Below are 14,319 nucleotides of genomic sequence, written 5' to 3'. Positions count from 1 at the left end.
GGTCGTTCACGCCCGTCCGCGCCGACGCCTGCCCGGCCGACGGCGGGGCGCTCGCGTCCGAGACGGAGACCGGTGTCTCCGTCGTCGGGTGCGTCTCGGGGGCGACCGACTGCGCCATCGCCCGACTCGCGCGGGCCGACTACGACGCGGCGTCGGACACGGTCACGGTCGTCGTCGAAACCGTCGAGCGAGCCGACGCGGAGAACTGCGACGAATCGCCTGTCGCCCGCGGCTACGAGGCGACCCTCCGATTCGAGAGCGGCCTCCCCGGTCGGGCGGTCGTCGTCCACGACGACGCGAACGGCCGCCGGGAGGTCGCTCGCATCGACGTGGCCCCCTGACGGTCGCGTCCGAACGTTCAAAGCCGAGGGCGCGGCCACCCTCGCTATGTCGCTCGATTTGTGCCGTCGCTCGCGCGTTCCAATCCGGAGGAAAACAACGCTTAAGCGCCGCCCTTCCCTGTTCGACCATAGTATGAGTACGACGTTTGGTCTGCGGCGACGCGCGCGCTTCGTTTCGGGAGGTGACGCCTGATGGGCGTCATCCGGGAGGTCTACGACGACCTCGACACCGATGTCGAGTTCGAGGAGTTCGAGGCGGCGGTCAACGACAAGGTCGAACAGATGGGCGGCCTCGCCGACGAGGAGACGGCGGCGATGCTCATCGCCCACGAACTGCGCGACGAGGAGGTACACGGCATCGCCGACATCGAACCCGGCATGGAGGACGTGAAGTTCCTCGCCAAGGTCGTCAGCATCGGCGAGGTGCGGACGTTCGAGCGCGACGGCGAGGACGAAGACGGACGGGTCGTCAACATCGAGGTCGCCGACGAGACCGGACGCATCCGCGTCTCGCTGTGGGACGAGATGGCCGCCGGCGCGAAGGAGAACCTCGAAGTCGGCACCGTCCTCCGAATCGGCGGCCGTCCGAAAGACGGCTACAACGGCGTGGAAGTCAGCGCCAGCAAGGTCGAAGAGGACCTCGACGCCGAGGTCGACGTGCAGGTGCTCGACACCTATCGCGTCGAGGACCTCGCGCTCGGTCTCTCGGACGTGAACCTCGAAGGCAAGATTCTCGACGCCGGCACCGTCCGGACGTTCGACCGCGACGACGGCACCGAGGGTCGCGTCTCGAACCTTTCGGTCGGCGACCCGACCGGTCGCGTCCGCGTCACGCTCTGGGACGAGCGGGCGGACCTCGCCGAGGAACTCGAACCGGGCCAGTCGGTCGAGGTCGTCGACGGCTACGTCCGCGAGCGCGACGGCTCGCTCGAACTCCACGTCGGCTCCCGCGGCGCGGTCGAAGTCATCGACGAGGACATCGAGTACGTCCCCGAGACGACCGACATCGGCTCGCTCGAACTCGGTCAGACGGTCGACATCGCCGGCGGCGTCATCGAGGCCGACGGCAAGCGCACCTTCGACCGCGACGACGGCTCGGAGGGACAGGTGCGAAACATCCGCGTCAAGGACGGCACCGGCGACATCCGGGTCGCCCTCTGGGGCGAGAAGGCCGACGCCGACGTCGACCTCGCGGACTACGTCGTCATCACCGACGTGGAAATCAAAGAGGGCTGGCAGGAGGACCTCGAAGCCTCCGCCGGCTGGCGGTCGTCCGTCACCGTGATGGACGAAGCCCCCGAGGGCGCGGCCGGAACCGACGCCGGCGGCTCGGCACCCAGTCCGCCGAGCGATCAGGGCCTCGGCGCGTTCTCCGGTGACGGCTCGTCCGGTGGCTCGTCCGGGTCGTCCGACGGTACGTCCGCCGCGAACGGCGGGTCCTCGTCCGACGCGTCCGCGGCCGAGTCCGCCGGCGAGGAAGTCGAGTTCACCGGGACGGTCGTGCAGGCCGGGACGCCGGTCATTCTCGACGACGGCACGCAGACCAAGACCGTCGACACCGACGCCGACCTCGGCCTCGGCGACGAGGTGACCGTCTCCGGGACAGAGACCGACGGCCGCATCAGCGCCGAGACGGTCGAGGTCCACACCGGCGCACAGCGGTAGGCGGCGACGCGACGGCGCGACGGCCGGTCGCCCGCCACCCCGCCGTCGAATCTGACTCATTGTTCGCCCGGTTTCTGCGGGCTCTCGGCGCGAAATCCGACCTCTCGGGAGCCCTCCGTGCGATAAAATACAGAAGGGACCGCGACGGAAAGGATTATACGCCGCACGGACCCGATATGTGGGTATGAGTGTCGAGCTACCGTTCGCCCCGGTAGACGCGATTATCCGGCAGAACGCAGGTGAGTTGCGAGTGAGCGCCGGCGCCGCCGAGGCGCTCGCCCGCCGGATTCAGGACCGCGGCGCGGAACTCGCGATAGACGCCGCCGACCGGGCGACGGCGGACGGTCGCAAGACGTTGATGGCCGAGGACTTCGGCGTTCAACAGGTCGTCGACCGCGACGAACTCTCCCTCCCTATCGCCCCCATCGACCGCATCGCTCGCCTCCGAATCGACGACCGCTACCGCGTCGCGATGGACGCTCGAATCGCCCTGGCCGATATCCTCGAAGACTACGCCGTCAACGTTGCGAGCGCCGCCGTCAAACTCGCCCATCACGCCGACCGGCGGACGGTCCAATCCGAGGACATCGAGACCTACTTCTCCCTCTTCGAATAATGCAATTCGGCTACAGCGAAACGTGTCTCGACCACGACACCGGGCCGCGGCACCCAGAGACGGCCGACCGACTCCGTGCCATCCGGCGCGGACTGGCGAAGCGCCACGGCGTCGAGTACGTCGACGCCCCGCCCGCCGAGAAATCGACCGTCGCGGCCGTCCACGACGACGGCTACGTCGACGAGTTCCACGACTTCTGTCTCGATGGCGGCGGCAACTGGGACCCCGACACCGTCGCCGTCGAGGCGTCGTGGGACGCCGCGCTCACGTCCGCCGGTCTCGCGGAGTGGGCCGCCCACGCCGCGCTCGACGGCGACGACGGCCGCGACACCCCGTTCTCGCTCGGCCGGCCGCCGGGTCACCACGCCGTCGAGGACGACGCCATGGGATTCTGTTTCTTCAACAACGCCGCCGTCGCCGCGCAGGCGGTCATCGACGACGGTCTCGCCGAGCGCGTCGCCATCTTCGACTGGGACGTCCACCACGGCAACGGCACGCAGGACATCTTCTACGACCGCGGCGACGTGTTCTACACGTCCATCCACGAGGACGGCCTCTACCCCGGTACGGGCGAGGTCGAAGAGACCGGCGAGGGCGACGGCGACGGTTCGACCCTCAACGTGCCGCTCCACGCCGGCGCGGGCGACGCCGACTACGTCTACTCGTTCGACGAGGCCATCGCGCCCGCCGTCGAGCGGTTCGACCCCGACCTGTTCATCGTGAGCGCCGGCTTCGACGCCCACCGCCACGACCCCATCTCGCGGATGCGCGTCTCGACCGAGGGCTACGCGATGCTCACCGAGTGCGTCCAGGAGCTCTGTGCGGCGACCGACGCCGCCATCGCGTTCGTCCTCGAAGGCGGCTACGGCCTCGACACGCTCTCCGAGGGCGTCGCGACCGTCCACGAGACGTTCGACGGCCGCATCGCCATGGACCCCGAGGAAGACCCCGACGAGAAGAACGTCGAGCTAGTCGACGACGTGCGCGCCGCTCACGGCCTCGGCGCGAAGTAGCGACCCAACTCGGCACCGAACGACTCGGCGAGCGCGGCCACGTCGTCGCCGACGAGCACGTCGTATCCGTCTTCTTTGAGCGTCGATTCCACGTGTTTTCCGAGCGCCACGTCGAACAGCGCGTCGCTTTCGAGGAAGTCGGTCGCCGAGGTGAACTCCCGGCCCCGCTCGACCACGTAGCGGTCGCCGTCGAGGAACGGCCCGTAGTGGTCGTCGCCGTCCTCGTACGCGCCGTAGAATCCCTCGGCGTGCCGGCGGACGTGGACCGGCGGCCCCTCGTGGCGCTCGACCGCCGGGCGCTCGGCGACAGAGAGTTCAGCGAAGAGGACGGCCTCGCCCTGCCCCTCGCCGTCGCTGTCGGCGAACGTCGCGCGCCGGAACACGTCGAAGCCGCGCCTGTCGAGGCCGTCGGCGACGCCGGTCAGCGACTTTCTGAGCTGGGGGTAGAGCTGGTCGTCCACGAGGTCCGGGCAGTCGAAGACGACGGCGACGGCCGTGGTCCCGCGGCGGTCGAGGTGGTCCCGAACGTCGTCGTCGTCGAGCGCCGGCGGGTCGGGCCGAAAGAACAGCGATTCGCGCGGGTCAGAAAGCAGGTCGCGGGCGTAGTGCTGGAGTCGGGCGACGTTCTCCGCCGAGCAGACCGCGGCGACGTTCCGCTCGGGGTCGGTCGGGTCGATGACGACGAGCGGGTCCGAGAAACGCCGCGTCCCGTGGTCCTCCGGGTCGAACTCGACCTGCGGGCTCCAATCGGCGGCCGCCCGGAGCAGCGGTTCGAAGCCGCCGTGTCCGACGACGAGGAGTTCGGCGAGATAGCCCGAGAAGCCCTCGGTTCGGAGGTCGCTCCCGTAGGCACCGATTCCCTTCAGGAAGCGCTTGAACACGCGCACGTCCGCCGCGAGGTCGTCGTCGAGGCGCTCTGTCAGGTAGGCGTTGTGAAACGGCGTCCGGTCGACCGCCGAGCGGATGTCCGAGGCGGACGGCACGTCGTAACAGGGGACGAGGTCCACGTCGAAGCCGTCGTAGTCGCCTTTCACGTAGGGGTGTTCGGCGTACTCCTCGTGGCCGTCGGGGAGGACGGCGTGGCCGACTTCGAGGCCGTACCGTTCGAGCTCCTCGCGGTCGAGGTCGGCCGGGAAGCGCACGAACAGGTCGATGTCGCGGTCGCCCGAGAGCCACGTGCCGCGGGCGGTGCTGCCGACTTGGAGCGCGTCGGCGTCCACCGGGAGGTCCGCGAGCGCGTCGTGGACGCGCGATTCGAGGGCCGCCGCCGCGTCTGCGAGCGCCCGACGCTCCGCCTCGTCGGGGTCGATGCGCTCGCGGACCGCGGCGACGACCGCGGCGAGGTCCGAGTTCGTCATGCTCGCTGGTTCCCCGCGGGCGGGCGAAAGCGTGACGGTGCTCGTGCGACCGCGTCAGGCGGTGGCATTCGCCAGCCGTCGGGCAGAAACGAAAGCCCTATCAAGAAACATCGAATACGAGAGAGTGCAGACGAAAGCCGCCGTAGCTCAGTTGGTAGAGCACCTCGCTGTTAACGAGGTTGTCCCAGGTTCGAGTCCTGGCGGTGGCGCTTCTCAGTTTCCCGCGCCGACGAGCGGTTCGTCTCCGGTTCGCCGGCGACGGCTTCTGATAAGACATAAGAGGGACGACGGGAAAGAATCGACCGAGGGCCCCTAGCTCAGTCTGGTCAGAGCGCTCGGCTCATAACCGGGTGGTCATGGGTTCGAACCCCATGGGGCCCATAATGATTTTAGCCGTTTTGTTGATGATGGAAAAGGCACACTACGGACCCTAACGCGCCTACATTCGCCGTTTCCGCGAAATCTCAGAACGCGCAAAAATCCTAATTCCATAAGCTCTGCTTACGGACCGGGCTACCGTCGGGCGATAACTTTAGCCGGGGGTGTTCGGTAGATGTCGCAGGCTCGTCGAGCGACGCACCTGTGGCGGTACGTTCGATACCACTGCGGCAGTTGCAAAGCGTGGTGTCTCGTTGACCGCGCTGAGCGCGCGGCGAAGATGCGCGAGGACCCCACGTCGGCGACTTCCGGTTGAGCGTCGACCTCTGCCTCGAACGCCGCCTTCGCTTCCGGTTCGACACTGACCATGAGGAGGTGTCTCGCGTCGTCGAGTCGAATCAGTTGCGAGAGCGAAACCTCCCGGTTCGGAAGCGACCGAGCTAGCCCGACCAGGGGGAGCAACTCCGACCGCAGGAGGATTTCCGCGACGATTGCCATAGCCATCGGTCGGTGTCGAACCATATCTCTCCTGTCCGTGGCCGCGGTCGAGTCGGAGCACCCCGCGTCGGGGCCTCGACGGCCGAGACGAGGATTGACGCGACTACCGGTCTCACAGCTTTTATTTCGGTTCCGGTCGACTTCACAGTTCCAACTGGCTCTGCGTTCGTAGTTGATGGCGAGGACGAGCTACACAGCGGGAGGACGGCGATCACACCCGGACTCGATAGACGGCGCTTGCGGGCGTCTACCTCCAGAATTTCGATGATTAGCTCCGTCTGAGAATTTTTACTATTATCCCGAGTAAATGAATATCAATCGTTAAGTACGATGGGTTCGATATTTTTCATGCATGTCACGCGATAGCCAGTCTGATGATAGCCGACTCAGTCGGCGCCAGTACGTCGCCGGCGCGGGAGCGCTCGCGACGATGGGGCTCGCCGGCTGTTCCGGCGGCGGTGGTTCCGACGACGGTGGCGACGGCAGTACTACTGAAGCGGGTGGCGACGGCGGCGACAGCGGTACCAGTGAAGACGGCGGCGACGGCGGTAATAGCGCCCCGGTCGAGGTGCTTCACGGCTGGACCGGCGGCGACGGCGCCGCGGCGGCCGAAGCGCTCGAAGAGGCGTTCAACGAGGCCTACCCCGACGTCGGCCTCGACATGAACCCCATCGGCGGCGGCGGGAATCAGAACCTCGACGCGGTCGTGGCGAACCGGCTCCAGAGCGACGACCCGCCGGGCTCGTTCGCCAACTGGCCGGGCCCGAACCTCCTCCGCTACGAGGGCGTCCTCGGCAGCGTCGACGACGTCTGGGAGGAGAACAACTTCGAGGAAGTCATGATCGACGAGGCGGTCGAACTCCACAAGCAGGGCGGCAGTTACCGGGCCGTCCCGCTGGGTTCCCACCGCCTGAACTGCCTGTTCTACAACGTCTCGGTCGTCGAAGAGGCCGGCATCGACGTCGAGTCCCTGAACAGCCCCTCGGCGCTCATCGACGCGTTCGAGACGGTGCAAAGCGAGACCGACGCGGTGCCGATGACTCACGCGATGTCCGGCACGTGGACGACGACGCAGCTGTGGGGCGCCGTGATGCTCGGCGTGAACGGCTACCAGCCGTACATGGACTTCCTCAACGGTGAGGCCTCCGAGAGCGCGGTTCGTTCGGCGTTCGAGACGACCGCCGAGATGCTCGAAAACTACATCTCCGACGACGCGGCCTCGCTCAACCTCACCTCGTCGAACCAGAACATCATCAACGGCAACGCCGCGTTCATCCACCAGGGCAACTGGGCGGCCGGCGCGTTCCGGAACGCCGAGAACTTCGACTACGGCGAAGACTGGGGCTTCAAGACGTTCCCCGGCACGGAGGGGATGTACACGCTCCACATGGACTCGTTCCTCTACCCGGCCGACAACCCGACGCCGGAGGCGTCGAAGGCCTGGTCGGCGTTCGTCGGCAGCCCCGAGGCGCAGATTGCGTTCAACCAGTACAAGGGCTCGATCCCGACGCGGACCGACGTGAGCATGGACGAGTTCGGCCCGTACCTCCAGGAGACCGCCGAGGACTTCGCCAACGCGGAGTACCGTCCGCCGAACCTCCAGCACGGCCTCGGCGTCCCCTCCGAGACGATGACGGCGCTCAACGAAGTCATCTCCTCGGAGTTCACCGGACCGTACAACGTCGATGCCGCGACGCAGGGGTTCCTGGACGCGGTCTCGAACTGAACCCTAAGAAATGTCAAATTTTTATCAACGAGTGCGCCGCGCGATCACCCCCAGCTCTGGCGACGAGCAGCGGGTCGACGGTGACGAAGGCGAGCGCGACGAGGTCCGCACCGACGGTGGCGTCGTGAACGAGGACTCCCGGAGTTCGGGGTCCGAGTCGGGCGTGTTGGACCGCCTCGCCTCGGGAATCGACGGGCGGTTCGGGAGCGACTTCCTCGAATCGTCGATCTTCTGGGTCCCGCCGTTCCTGCTGATGGGGCTTTTCGTCTACGGCGCGGTCATCTGGAACTTCCTCATCTCGCTGACCGACTACCAGCGGTTCGCGAACGCGCCGGACTACTCGAACCTCGACTTCGAGATGTACACGCGGGCGCTCGCGGACTCGGGGTTCATCGACGCCGCGGTCAACACGTTCATACTGCTCGTCGCGTTCACGGTCGGGACGCTCGCGGTCGGTCTCGTACTAGCGATTCTGATCGACCGCGGAATCCGGTTCGAGAACTCGTTCCGGACGATCTACCTGCTGCCGATGAGCCTCTCGTTCGTCGTGACGGCTCAGTTCTGGCTGTGGATCTACAACTTCAACAACGGGATTGCCAACCGCGTCATCGGCGTCTTCGGACTCGGCCCGATTAGCTGGCTCGGCAATCAGGACATCGTCCTCTGGGCCGTCATCTTCGCGCTGATGTGGCAGTTCTCCGGGTACGCGATGGTCGTGTACCTCGCGGGGCTCCGCGCGATTCCCGACGAGCACTACGAGGCGGCGAAGGTCGACGGCGCGTCGACGCTGAAGATGTACTGGCGGGTCATCATCCCGCAGTTGAAGGGCGCGACGATAAGCGCCGCCGTCGTGTTGATGGTGTTCGGCATGAAGGCGTTCGACTTCCTCTACTCTCTGGTCGGCGGTTACCGGCCGCCGAACGGTGCCGACATCCTGGCCACGAAGATGGTCCGCGAGGCGTATGCGAACCTCAACTGGGCGTACGGCGCGGCGATCGCAATCGTCCTCTTTGCGATGGCGCTCGGCGTCATCGGCCCGTACCTCGTCTACGAATACCGGAGGAACAACCTATGAAAGACGACACGCTTCGAACGGACGGCGGAACTGCGACGATCACGACCCGGCTGCGCCGGAACGTCGATCAGATGACGATCGAGGACGCCGGCCTGTACGTCGTCCTGCTGTTGGCGGCGGGGTTTTATCTCGTCCCAATCGAGTCCGGCTTGGTCACGTCGGTCAAGACCGGGACCGCTATCGTCCAGACCGCGCCGTTCGCCCCGCCCGGACCGTCCGGGTTCACACTGGCGAAGTGGCAGACCGCGGTCGAAGCCCTACTGCGCGGGATGGGAAACAGCATGCTGTACGCCGTGCCCGCGACGATCATCTCGGCGTTCGTCGGGAGCATCACCGCGTACGGGCTGACGATTCCGGACTGGAAGCAGTCGTACAAGGCGCTGGTGCTGGCGCTCATCATCGCGGGGATCTTCATCCCGTACCAGGCCGTGCTAGTGCCGCTGACGCAGTTCTGGTCGCAGTGGGCTCAGCTCACCGACCTGCTTTCGTTCGTCTGGGCGCTCGGCATCCCGAACGACTACGTCGGCATCGTCGAACTCGTGGTGACCCACGTCGCCTACGGGATTCCGATCTGTACGCTGCTGTTCCGGACGTACTACAAGACGATGAGCGAGGAGATGATCGAGTCCGCGCGCCTCGACGGGGCGACGCTCCGGCGGGTGTACCGACGCATCGTCTTCCCGCTTTCGGGGCCGATGTTCGCCGTGGTCCTCATCTACCAGTTCACCCAGATCTGGAACGACCTCCTGTTCACGCTGGTGCTCGTCTCGACGGAGTCGAGTCCCGCGGCCCCCGTCGTGTTGATCCTCGCGGGGCTCGGCACCTCGATGGAGGGACAGGACTTCGCGCTCCGGATGGCCGGGGCGTTCTTCGCGGCGCTCCCGACGCTCGCGGTGTACATCTTCTTCGGCGACGAGTTCGCCGAGGGGGTGGCCGCGTGACGCGTCGGCACTGCGACGTGACCGCCGTCGAGGCCGTCTCGCACGGCGACCGCGGCCGCCGGAGGCGCTCGTCGCGGCGCGGAACCGACAGCTCACCAACGATACCTACTCAGAGATATGGCAACGCTTGAACTCGATTCGATAACGAAGACGTTCCGGGACGGCGACGAGGAAATCGTCGCTGTCGACGACATCTCGATGTCCATCGACGACGGGGAGTTCCTCGTCGTCGTCGGTCCGTCGGGCTGTGGGAAGTCGACGACGCTCCGGATGATCGCGGGATTGGAGTCGATTACGTCGGGCACGATTTCGCTCGGCGACCGCGTCATCAACGACGTCCCCTCTCAGGAGCGCGACATCGCGATGGTGTTCCAGTCGTACGCGCTGTACCCGCACATGACCGTCCGTCAGAACATGTCGTTCGGACTGGAGGAGTCGACGGACCTCCCGGACGACGAAATCGGCCGGATGGTCTCGGAGACGGCCGACCTGCTCGACATCCCGAGCCTGCTGGACCGGAAGCCGAGCGACCTCTCGGGCGGCCAACAGCAGCGCGTCGCGCTCGGCCGCGCCATCGTGCGCGACCCCGAGGTGTTCCTGATGGACGAACCGCTCAGCAACCTGGACGCGAAGCTCCGCGCGCAGATGCGGACGGAGCTCCAGCGACTGCAGGACGACCTCGGCGTCACGACCGTCTACGTCACCCACGACCAGACGGAGGCGATGACGATGGGCGACCGAATCGCCATCCTCGACGGCGGGGAACTCCAGCAGATTGCGACGCCGCTTGAGTGTTACCACGAGCCCGCAAACCAGTTCGTCGCGAGCTTCCTCGGCGAGCCGTCGATGAACTTCTTCGACGTGACGCTCGAAGGCGACCGCCTGGTCGGGGACTCCTTCGAGTACCCGGTCGGCGCTGAGATACGCGACGACGTCGGCGACGCGACCGACCTCGTCCTCGGGATTCGACCCGAGTCAGTCGAACTCGTCGACGCCGCGAGCGGCGACCACGACTTCGAGATGGCGGTCGACGTCGTCGAACCGATGGGCGACGAGAACACGCTGTACCTGTATTTCGACCCCGACGCGGACCCCGAGACCGCAGGGACGCTGGTTGCGACCACGGACGGCCTCACGCGCATCAGTCCGGGCGAGACGGTCGTCGCGCAGATTCCGGAGGAGGCGATTCACCTCTTCGACCGGAAGACGGGCGAGGCGCTCCACAATCGGTCGATGGAGGAAGCCGCACAGCAGATCGACCTCGGCTGAGCGGACCGGCACTCCTTTTCCCGTCGTTCGGTCGCGCGCCGCTTCTCACCAGGGGTGAGTCCGGTCGACGCCTTCGGCGATGAGCGCCGCGGCGGCGACGTGGGCGTACGCGCACCAAGCGAGCGCCAGGAGGGCGGCGACGCTCCGCGCGATCGTCGCCGCGAGCGCGCTCCACGAGAGGACGACGAGGACGGCCCCGCCCACCCACGCGAGGAAGTACGTGCCCGAGGCCGCTCCGCGAAGGGCGTCTCGCCGAAGCCCGGAGCGGAGTCCCTCGCGGACGCTCACGGCGGTCGCGACAGGCAGGAGATACGCGCAGACGACCGTGACGAGCAGCGCCACGGTGGCGAGCATCGCCGTCGTCACGCCGCTCAGCACGGCCGGAACCGTGCCGGTCGCGGTCGCGTAGCCGACGGCGACGACGGTGACCGCGGCCGGGAGGAGGTAGACGGCGGCGACGCCGACCACTCGCCCGGCGAGTCTGAGCGTCTCGGTCGTCGCCAACGGGGGAAAGCCGTCGCCGGCGAGCACGCCGCCGAGGAGGCCGAAGAAGGCGAGAAGCGGGGCGACGGCGAGCAGCGCCGGAGCCAGAAGCGTGAGGTCGGGCCAGAGTCGCGCCGCGAGGCGGAAGAGCGTCCCGGCGAGAAGGAGCGCGACGAGGCACGTCGCGGTGCCGTCCACTCGCGTGCGGTCCGCAAACGGGTACCGGAGGGCGTCGACGAACACGTCACGCTCCCCGCGTGCGGTCGGAGACGCCGCGCGTCGGCGAGTCGTCGGCCGCGCTGGTCACTGATCGGAACACGGCTGTTCGCTCGACGGCACCGCGCAAAAGGGTGTTGATAGCACGACTAGTCGGCCCCGAGCGGGGGAACACACGATACGTTTACGACCGAATCGGATTCGAGAAACCGCGACCTCGTCCGCGTCGACCGCGGGGTCGAAAATAATATACTGAATCTGGTAGGTGATTCGGTGAGACCAGAATATCTCAGCCGAACCGTTCGTCCCCATGCGCCTGCTTAGCACGTTCTATTCGCCGCTTTAGAAGCAATTGGCGAGATTCACGAAACGAGATTTTAGGCGACACGAAAAATTGTTCGTTCTCGGATAAGTATTAAGTGTCCCCAGCCCCAACTACCAGTCGAGATGAGCACACAGAAGTCAGTCCTCAAGGAAGCAGGCAGCGTCGGCGACAACCCGGTTCGTCTCGACACCGAGAAGGCCGAACAGATCATCGAAGCGCTGAACACCGACCTCGCGGACGCGTACGTCCTCTACCACCAGCTCCACAAGCACCACTGGAACGTCGAGGGTGCCGAACACCTCCGCCTCCACGAGTTCCTTCAGGAGGCCTACGAGGAAGTCGAGGAGGCCGCGGACGAAATCGCAGAGCGCCTCCAGTCCATCGGCGGCGTCCCCCACGCCAGCATGCCCGCGCTGAGCGAGGCCGCGACCGTCGAACCCGAGGACGAGGACGTCTACGACATCCGCACGTCGCTCGAAAACGACCTCGAAATGTACGGCGACATCATCGAGAGCTACCGCGAGCACATCGAACTCGCCGCGGGTCTCGGCGACCACGCGACGGCGCACATGCTCCGCGAGCAACTCATCGAAATCGAAGAACACGCCCACGTCATCGACCACTACCTCGAAGACGACACGCTCGTTCAGTAAGCGTCGCCGCCGACGCGTCGGAGGACGCGGTTCCCGTTCCGACGGCCGACCCTTTTCTCGCGAACGCTCCCGCGACGCGTAGCGACTGGACTCGCCGCGCTCGCATCCCGAGCGCCCCCCGAACAGGACGGGACCGCGTCACGCCGGGCGTTATCGCGTCACGTCGATGGTCACGTCGCTCGAAATCCAACCGTCGCTGTTGCCCGACTCCATGAACACCGACTTCCCCGGCCCGCCCTTGCAGACGGATATCTCGGGGGAGTCGGGTCGGTCGGGCTCCGACGCGGATTCAGAGTTCGACTGCGTACCAGCGGCCATTGCGAGACTTTAGGGAAACCTAAAACAAAAAGGGTGCGGTTCTGATTCGGCGCTTGCCGTGCTAATTGTTGACAAACCACAGATTCGGTGTCGGTCCGTGTCGAGCCGTTCACCTCGCGGGCGTGTCGGGCGACGACTGCGACCTCGTCTCGGTGCTCCCGTCCGCCTCGTCGTGGTCGGCCTCGCCGCGGAGCAGCGTCGCCGCGAGGCGCTCGGCGACTGTCCGGCTGACGTTTCCGACGAGTTGCATCGCCTCGTCTTCGTGGTCGTCGAGGCCGAGCACGTCCCGGCAGAACCGCGAGAGGGTCCGGTAGGTGTCGTAGAGGTCCGCGGCGGCGTCGCGGCCCTCAGCCGTGAGCGTCGCGCCCTCGTACGGCTCGTAGTCCACGAGCCCCTTGGCGTCGAGGTTCTGGAGGCGCTCCGTCGCCGCGGGCGGCGAGCGGTCGAGCGCGTCGGCGACGTATCCCGGCGAAATCGGCGCTTCCTCGCCGCCCTCCCGCTCGGCGATGTACAGGGTGAGGAGGTACTGCGGCGCGCCGATCATACGCGGCGGACGAGGTGGTCGCGGACGGCTCGCTGACAGTCCGCGCAGACGCCGCTCGTGCGGACCGCGGCCGTCAGGACCGGGTAGTCGGTCGCGCGGTCCTCGTAGAGGTACGCCGCGAGATGTCGGTGGTCGACTTCGACCGCCGCGGTTTGGTGGGTCGCCCCGTCGAGACGCCGCTGTCGCTCGCGGACCAGTCTGTCGCACGCCTCGCGGTGGTCGGCGAGCGTCTCGTGACGCCGCCGGAGGGCGTCGAACCCCAGCGCCGAAAGCGGCGTCTCGTCCGCCCGGGTCAGCCAGTCTTCGCACTCGTCCAGCACGGCGAGCGCCGCCCGGAGCGACCGCTCCTCGCCGTCGAGCGCCCGCCGCATCCCGTCGAGGCCGCGCTTCCGGTCCGTCGCCGCCGACACGACCGCCTCCTTGACCGCCGGCGTGAACCGCCCTCCCGTGTCGGAATCGAGCGCCGCCGCGACCTCCGGCCCGAACTCCTCGCGAATCGTCACCGAGAGCGGTTCGGACTCGTCCCCGTCGGCGACGCTGTGGGCGCGTATCGTCTCCGCGAACAGTTCGCGGACCCGTCGCCGTCCCGCGCCGGCGTCGGCGTTTCGCCGGGTCGGCGTCGGCGTCGATGTCGTCCCGCACGCGGTCGCTCGCGCGGTGTCCGCCGGCGGGCGCGCCGACTGTGCGGCGAGCTTTCGCACGCGCCGCTCGAACCGCTCGACGGCCCGCCGCTTCGCCAGCACCTGCTCGCGCTCGCGCTCGACGCGGCCCAGCGCGTCTCGGACGCCCGCGGCCTCGTCACCAGCCACGTCCGCGCCCCGTCTGTCCGGCGCGCCCGACCCGGTGGTCTCGCCGCCGAGACAATCGCGCATGTTCAACACGCACCCGCGGCGGTTCCGC

General features: G+C 67.2%; 15 protein-coding genes and 2 tRNA genes. 11 read left to right on the top strand and 6 right to left on the bottom strand.

From position 1 onward, the window contains the following. From BN996_RS12295 to BN996_RS12280, 4 genes are all read left to right on the top strand, one after another. Positions 1–341, top strand: a 341-nt coding sequence (locus BN996_RS12295) for a hypothetical protein (protein ID WP_089779386.1), incomplete at its 5' end; no start/stop codon positions are given. Between the two features lie 192 nt (positions 342–533). Next, complete coding sequence (locus tag BN996_RS12290) at positions 534–2,006, top strand: single-stranded DNA binding protein (RefSeq protein ID WP_089779384.1); 1,473 nt, start codon at positions 534–536, stop codon at positions 2,004–2,006. Between the two features lie 184 nt (positions 2,007–2,190). After that, a complete protein-coding gene (locus tag BN996_RS12285; RefSeq protein WP_089779382.1) occupies positions 2,191–2,622 on the top strand; it encodes a histone in 432 nt (143 codons plus the stop codon). Further along, entirely contained in the window at positions 2,622–3,635 is a 1,014-nt protein-coding gene (locus tag BN996_RS12280) for a histone deacetylase family protein (protein ID WP_089779380.1), read from the top strand. Before BN996_RS12285 ends, BN996_RS12280 begins: the two co-directional genes overlap by 1 nt. On the opposite strand, the gene cca is transcribed toward BN996_RS12280, so the two are convergent. After that, on the bottom strand, positions 3,614–4,993 hold the full coding sequence (gene cca, locus BN996_RS12275) for a CCA tRNA nucleotidyltransferase (protein WP_089779378.1): 1,380 nt from the start codon (positions 4,991–4,993) through the stop codon (positions 3,614–3,616). The two genes, BN996_RS12280 and cca, sit on opposite strands and share 22 nt — an antisense overlap. A gap of 136 nt (positions 4,994–5,129) precedes the next feature. Between cca and BN996_RS12270 the strand changes: the two genes are divergently transcribed. Then, positions 5,130–5,202, top strand: a tRNA-Asn gene (locus BN996_RS12270). A gap of 97 nt (positions 5,203–5,299) precedes the next feature. Then, positions 5,300–5,374, top strand: a tRNA-Ile gene (locus BN996_RS12265). Positions 5,375–5,506: 132 nt separating this feature from the next. Here BN996_RS12265 and BN996_RS12260 read toward each other — a convergent pair. Continuing rightward, positions 5,507–5,869, bottom strand: a complete 363-nt coding sequence (locus BN996_RS12260; protein ID WP_139043121.1) for a hypothetical protein — start codon at positions 5,867–5,869, stop codon at positions 5,507–5,509. A 568-nt stretch (positions 5,870–6,437) separates the two neighbouring features. Between BN996_RS12260 and BN996_RS12255 the strand changes: the two genes are divergently transcribed. The 4 genes from BN996_RS12255 to BN996_RS12240 all read left to right on the top strand — a co-directional run bounded on the left by BN996_RS12255 (position 6,438) and on the right by BN996_RS12240 (position 10,880). Continuing rightward, complete coding sequence (locus tag BN996_RS12255) at positions 6,438–7,595, top strand: ABC transporter substrate-binding protein (RefSeq protein ID WP_089779946.1); 1,158 nt, start codon at positions 6,438–6,440, stop codon at positions 7,593–7,595. Between the two features lie 31 nt (positions 7,596–7,626). Further along, the gene (locus BN996_RS12250) at positions 7,627–8,670 is read left to right on the top strand and encodes a carbohydrate ABC transporter permease (protein WP_089779373.1); all 1,044 of its coding nucleotides are present in this window, start codon (positions 7,627–7,629) and stop codon (positions 8,668–8,670) included. Beyond that, positions 8,667–9,611, top strand: a complete 945-nt coding sequence (locus tag BN996_RS12245) for a carbohydrate ABC transporter permease (RefSeq protein ID WP_089779372.1) — start codon at positions 8,667–8,669, stop codon at positions 9,609–9,611. The genes BN996_RS12250 and BN996_RS12245 overlap by 4 nt, the downstream gene beginning before the upstream one ends. Positions 9,612–9,728: 117 nt before the next feature. Then, positions 9,729–10,880: an ABC transporter ATP-binding protein gene (locus BN996_RS12240; protein ID WP_089779370.1), complete on the top strand. Its 1,152-nt coding sequence runs from the start codon at positions 9,729–9,731 to the stop codon at positions 10,878–10,880. Positions 10,881–10,925: 45 nt separating this feature from the next. Here the strand turns inward: BN996_RS12240 and BN996_RS12235 are convergent, their stop codons facing one another. After that, positions 10,926–11,606 carry a hypothetical protein gene (locus tag BN996_RS12235; protein ID WP_089779368.1) on the bottom strand — a complete coding sequence of 227 codons (681 nt, stop codon included), beginning with the start codon at positions 11,604–11,606 and terminating at the stop codon, positions 10,926–10,928. 420 nt (positions 11,607–12,026) lie between these two features. On the opposite strand from BN996_RS12235, the gene dpsA reads away from it, so the two are divergent. Continuing rightward, positions 12,027–12,557, top strand: a complete 531-nt coding sequence (gene dpsA / locus BN996_RS12230) for a DNA starvation/stationary phase protection protein DpsA (protein ID WP_089779366.1) — start codon at positions 12,027–12,029, stop codon at positions 12,555–12,557. A gap of 150 nt (positions 12,558–12,707) precedes the next feature. On the opposite strand, the gene BN996_RS20170 is transcribed toward dpsA, so the two are convergent. The 3 genes from BN996_RS20170 to BN996_RS12220 all read right to left on the bottom strand — a co-directional run bounded on the left by BN996_RS20170 (position 12,708) and on the right by BN996_RS12220 (position 14,228). Further along, on the bottom strand, positions 12,708–12,875 hold the full coding sequence (locus BN996_RS20170; protein WP_004970437.1) for a hypothetical protein: 168 nt from the start codon (positions 12,873–12,875) through the stop codon (positions 12,708–12,710). A gap of 109 nt (positions 12,876–12,984) precedes the next feature. Continuing rightward, entirely contained in the window at positions 12,985–13,419 is a 435-nt protein-coding gene (locus tag BN996_RS12225; protein WP_089779364.1) for a metal-dependent transcriptional regulator, read from the bottom strand. Continuing rightward, positions 13,416–14,228, bottom strand: coding sequence for a DUF7260 family protein (locus BN996_RS12220; protein ID WP_089779944.1), 813 nt, complete (start codon positions 14,226–14,228; stop codon positions 13,416–13,418). The genes BN996_RS12225 and BN996_RS12220 overlap by 4 nt, the downstream gene beginning before the upstream one ends. Positions 14,229–14,319 lie beyond the last annotated feature (91 nt).

Source organism: Haloferax massiliensis, from assembly GCF_001368915.1.
GTDB lineage: Archaea > Halobacteriota > Halobacteria > Halobacteriales > Haloferacaceae > Haloferax > Haloferax massiliensis.
Note: the sequence above shows the minus strand (reverse complement) of the source record. Positions and strands in the feature narration are given on the sequence as shown.

Excerpts from the sequence above, each read along its gene's own strand:
- BN996_RS12290 (WP_089779384.1), top strand. The coding sequence starts at position 534 with ATGGGCGTCATCCGGGAGGTCTACGACGACCTCGACACCGATGTCGAG.
- BN996_RS12285 (WP_089779382.1), top strand. The coding sequence starts at position 2,191 with ATGAGTGTCGAGCTACCGTTCGCCCCGGTAGACGCGATTATCCGGCAG.
- BN996_RS12280 (WP_089779380.1), top strand. The coding sequence starts at position 2,622 with ATGCAATTCGGCTACAGCGAAACGTGTCTCGACCACGACACCGGGCCG.
- cca (WP_089779378.1), bottom strand. The coding sequence starts at position 4,993 with ATGACGAACTCGGACCTCGCCGCGGTCGTCGCCGCGGTCCGCGAGCGC.
- BN996_RS12260 (WP_139043121.1), bottom strand. The coding sequence starts at position 5,869 with ATGGCAATCGTCGCGGAAATCCTCCTGCGGTCGGAGTTGCTCCCCCTG.
- BN996_RS12245 (WP_089779372.1), top strand. The coding sequence starts at position 8,667 with ATGAAAGACGACACGCTTCGAACGGACGGCGGAACTGCGACGATCACG.
- BN996_RS12240 (WP_089779370.1), top strand. The coding sequence starts at position 9,729 with ATGGCAACGCTTGAACTCGATTCGATAACGAAGACGTTCCGGGACGGC.
- dpsA (WP_089779366.1), top strand. The coding sequence starts at position 12,027 with ATGAGCACACAGAAGTCAGTCCTCAAGGAAGCAGGCAGCGTCGGCGAC.
- BN996_RS20170 (WP_004970437.1), bottom strand. The coding sequence starts at position 12,875 with ATGGCCGCTGGTACGCAGTCGAACTCTGAATCCGCGTCGGAGCCCGAC.
- BN996_RS12225 (WP_089779364.1), bottom strand. The coding sequence starts at position 13,419 with ATGATCGGCGCGCCGCAGTACCTCCTCACCCTGTACATCGCCGAGCGG.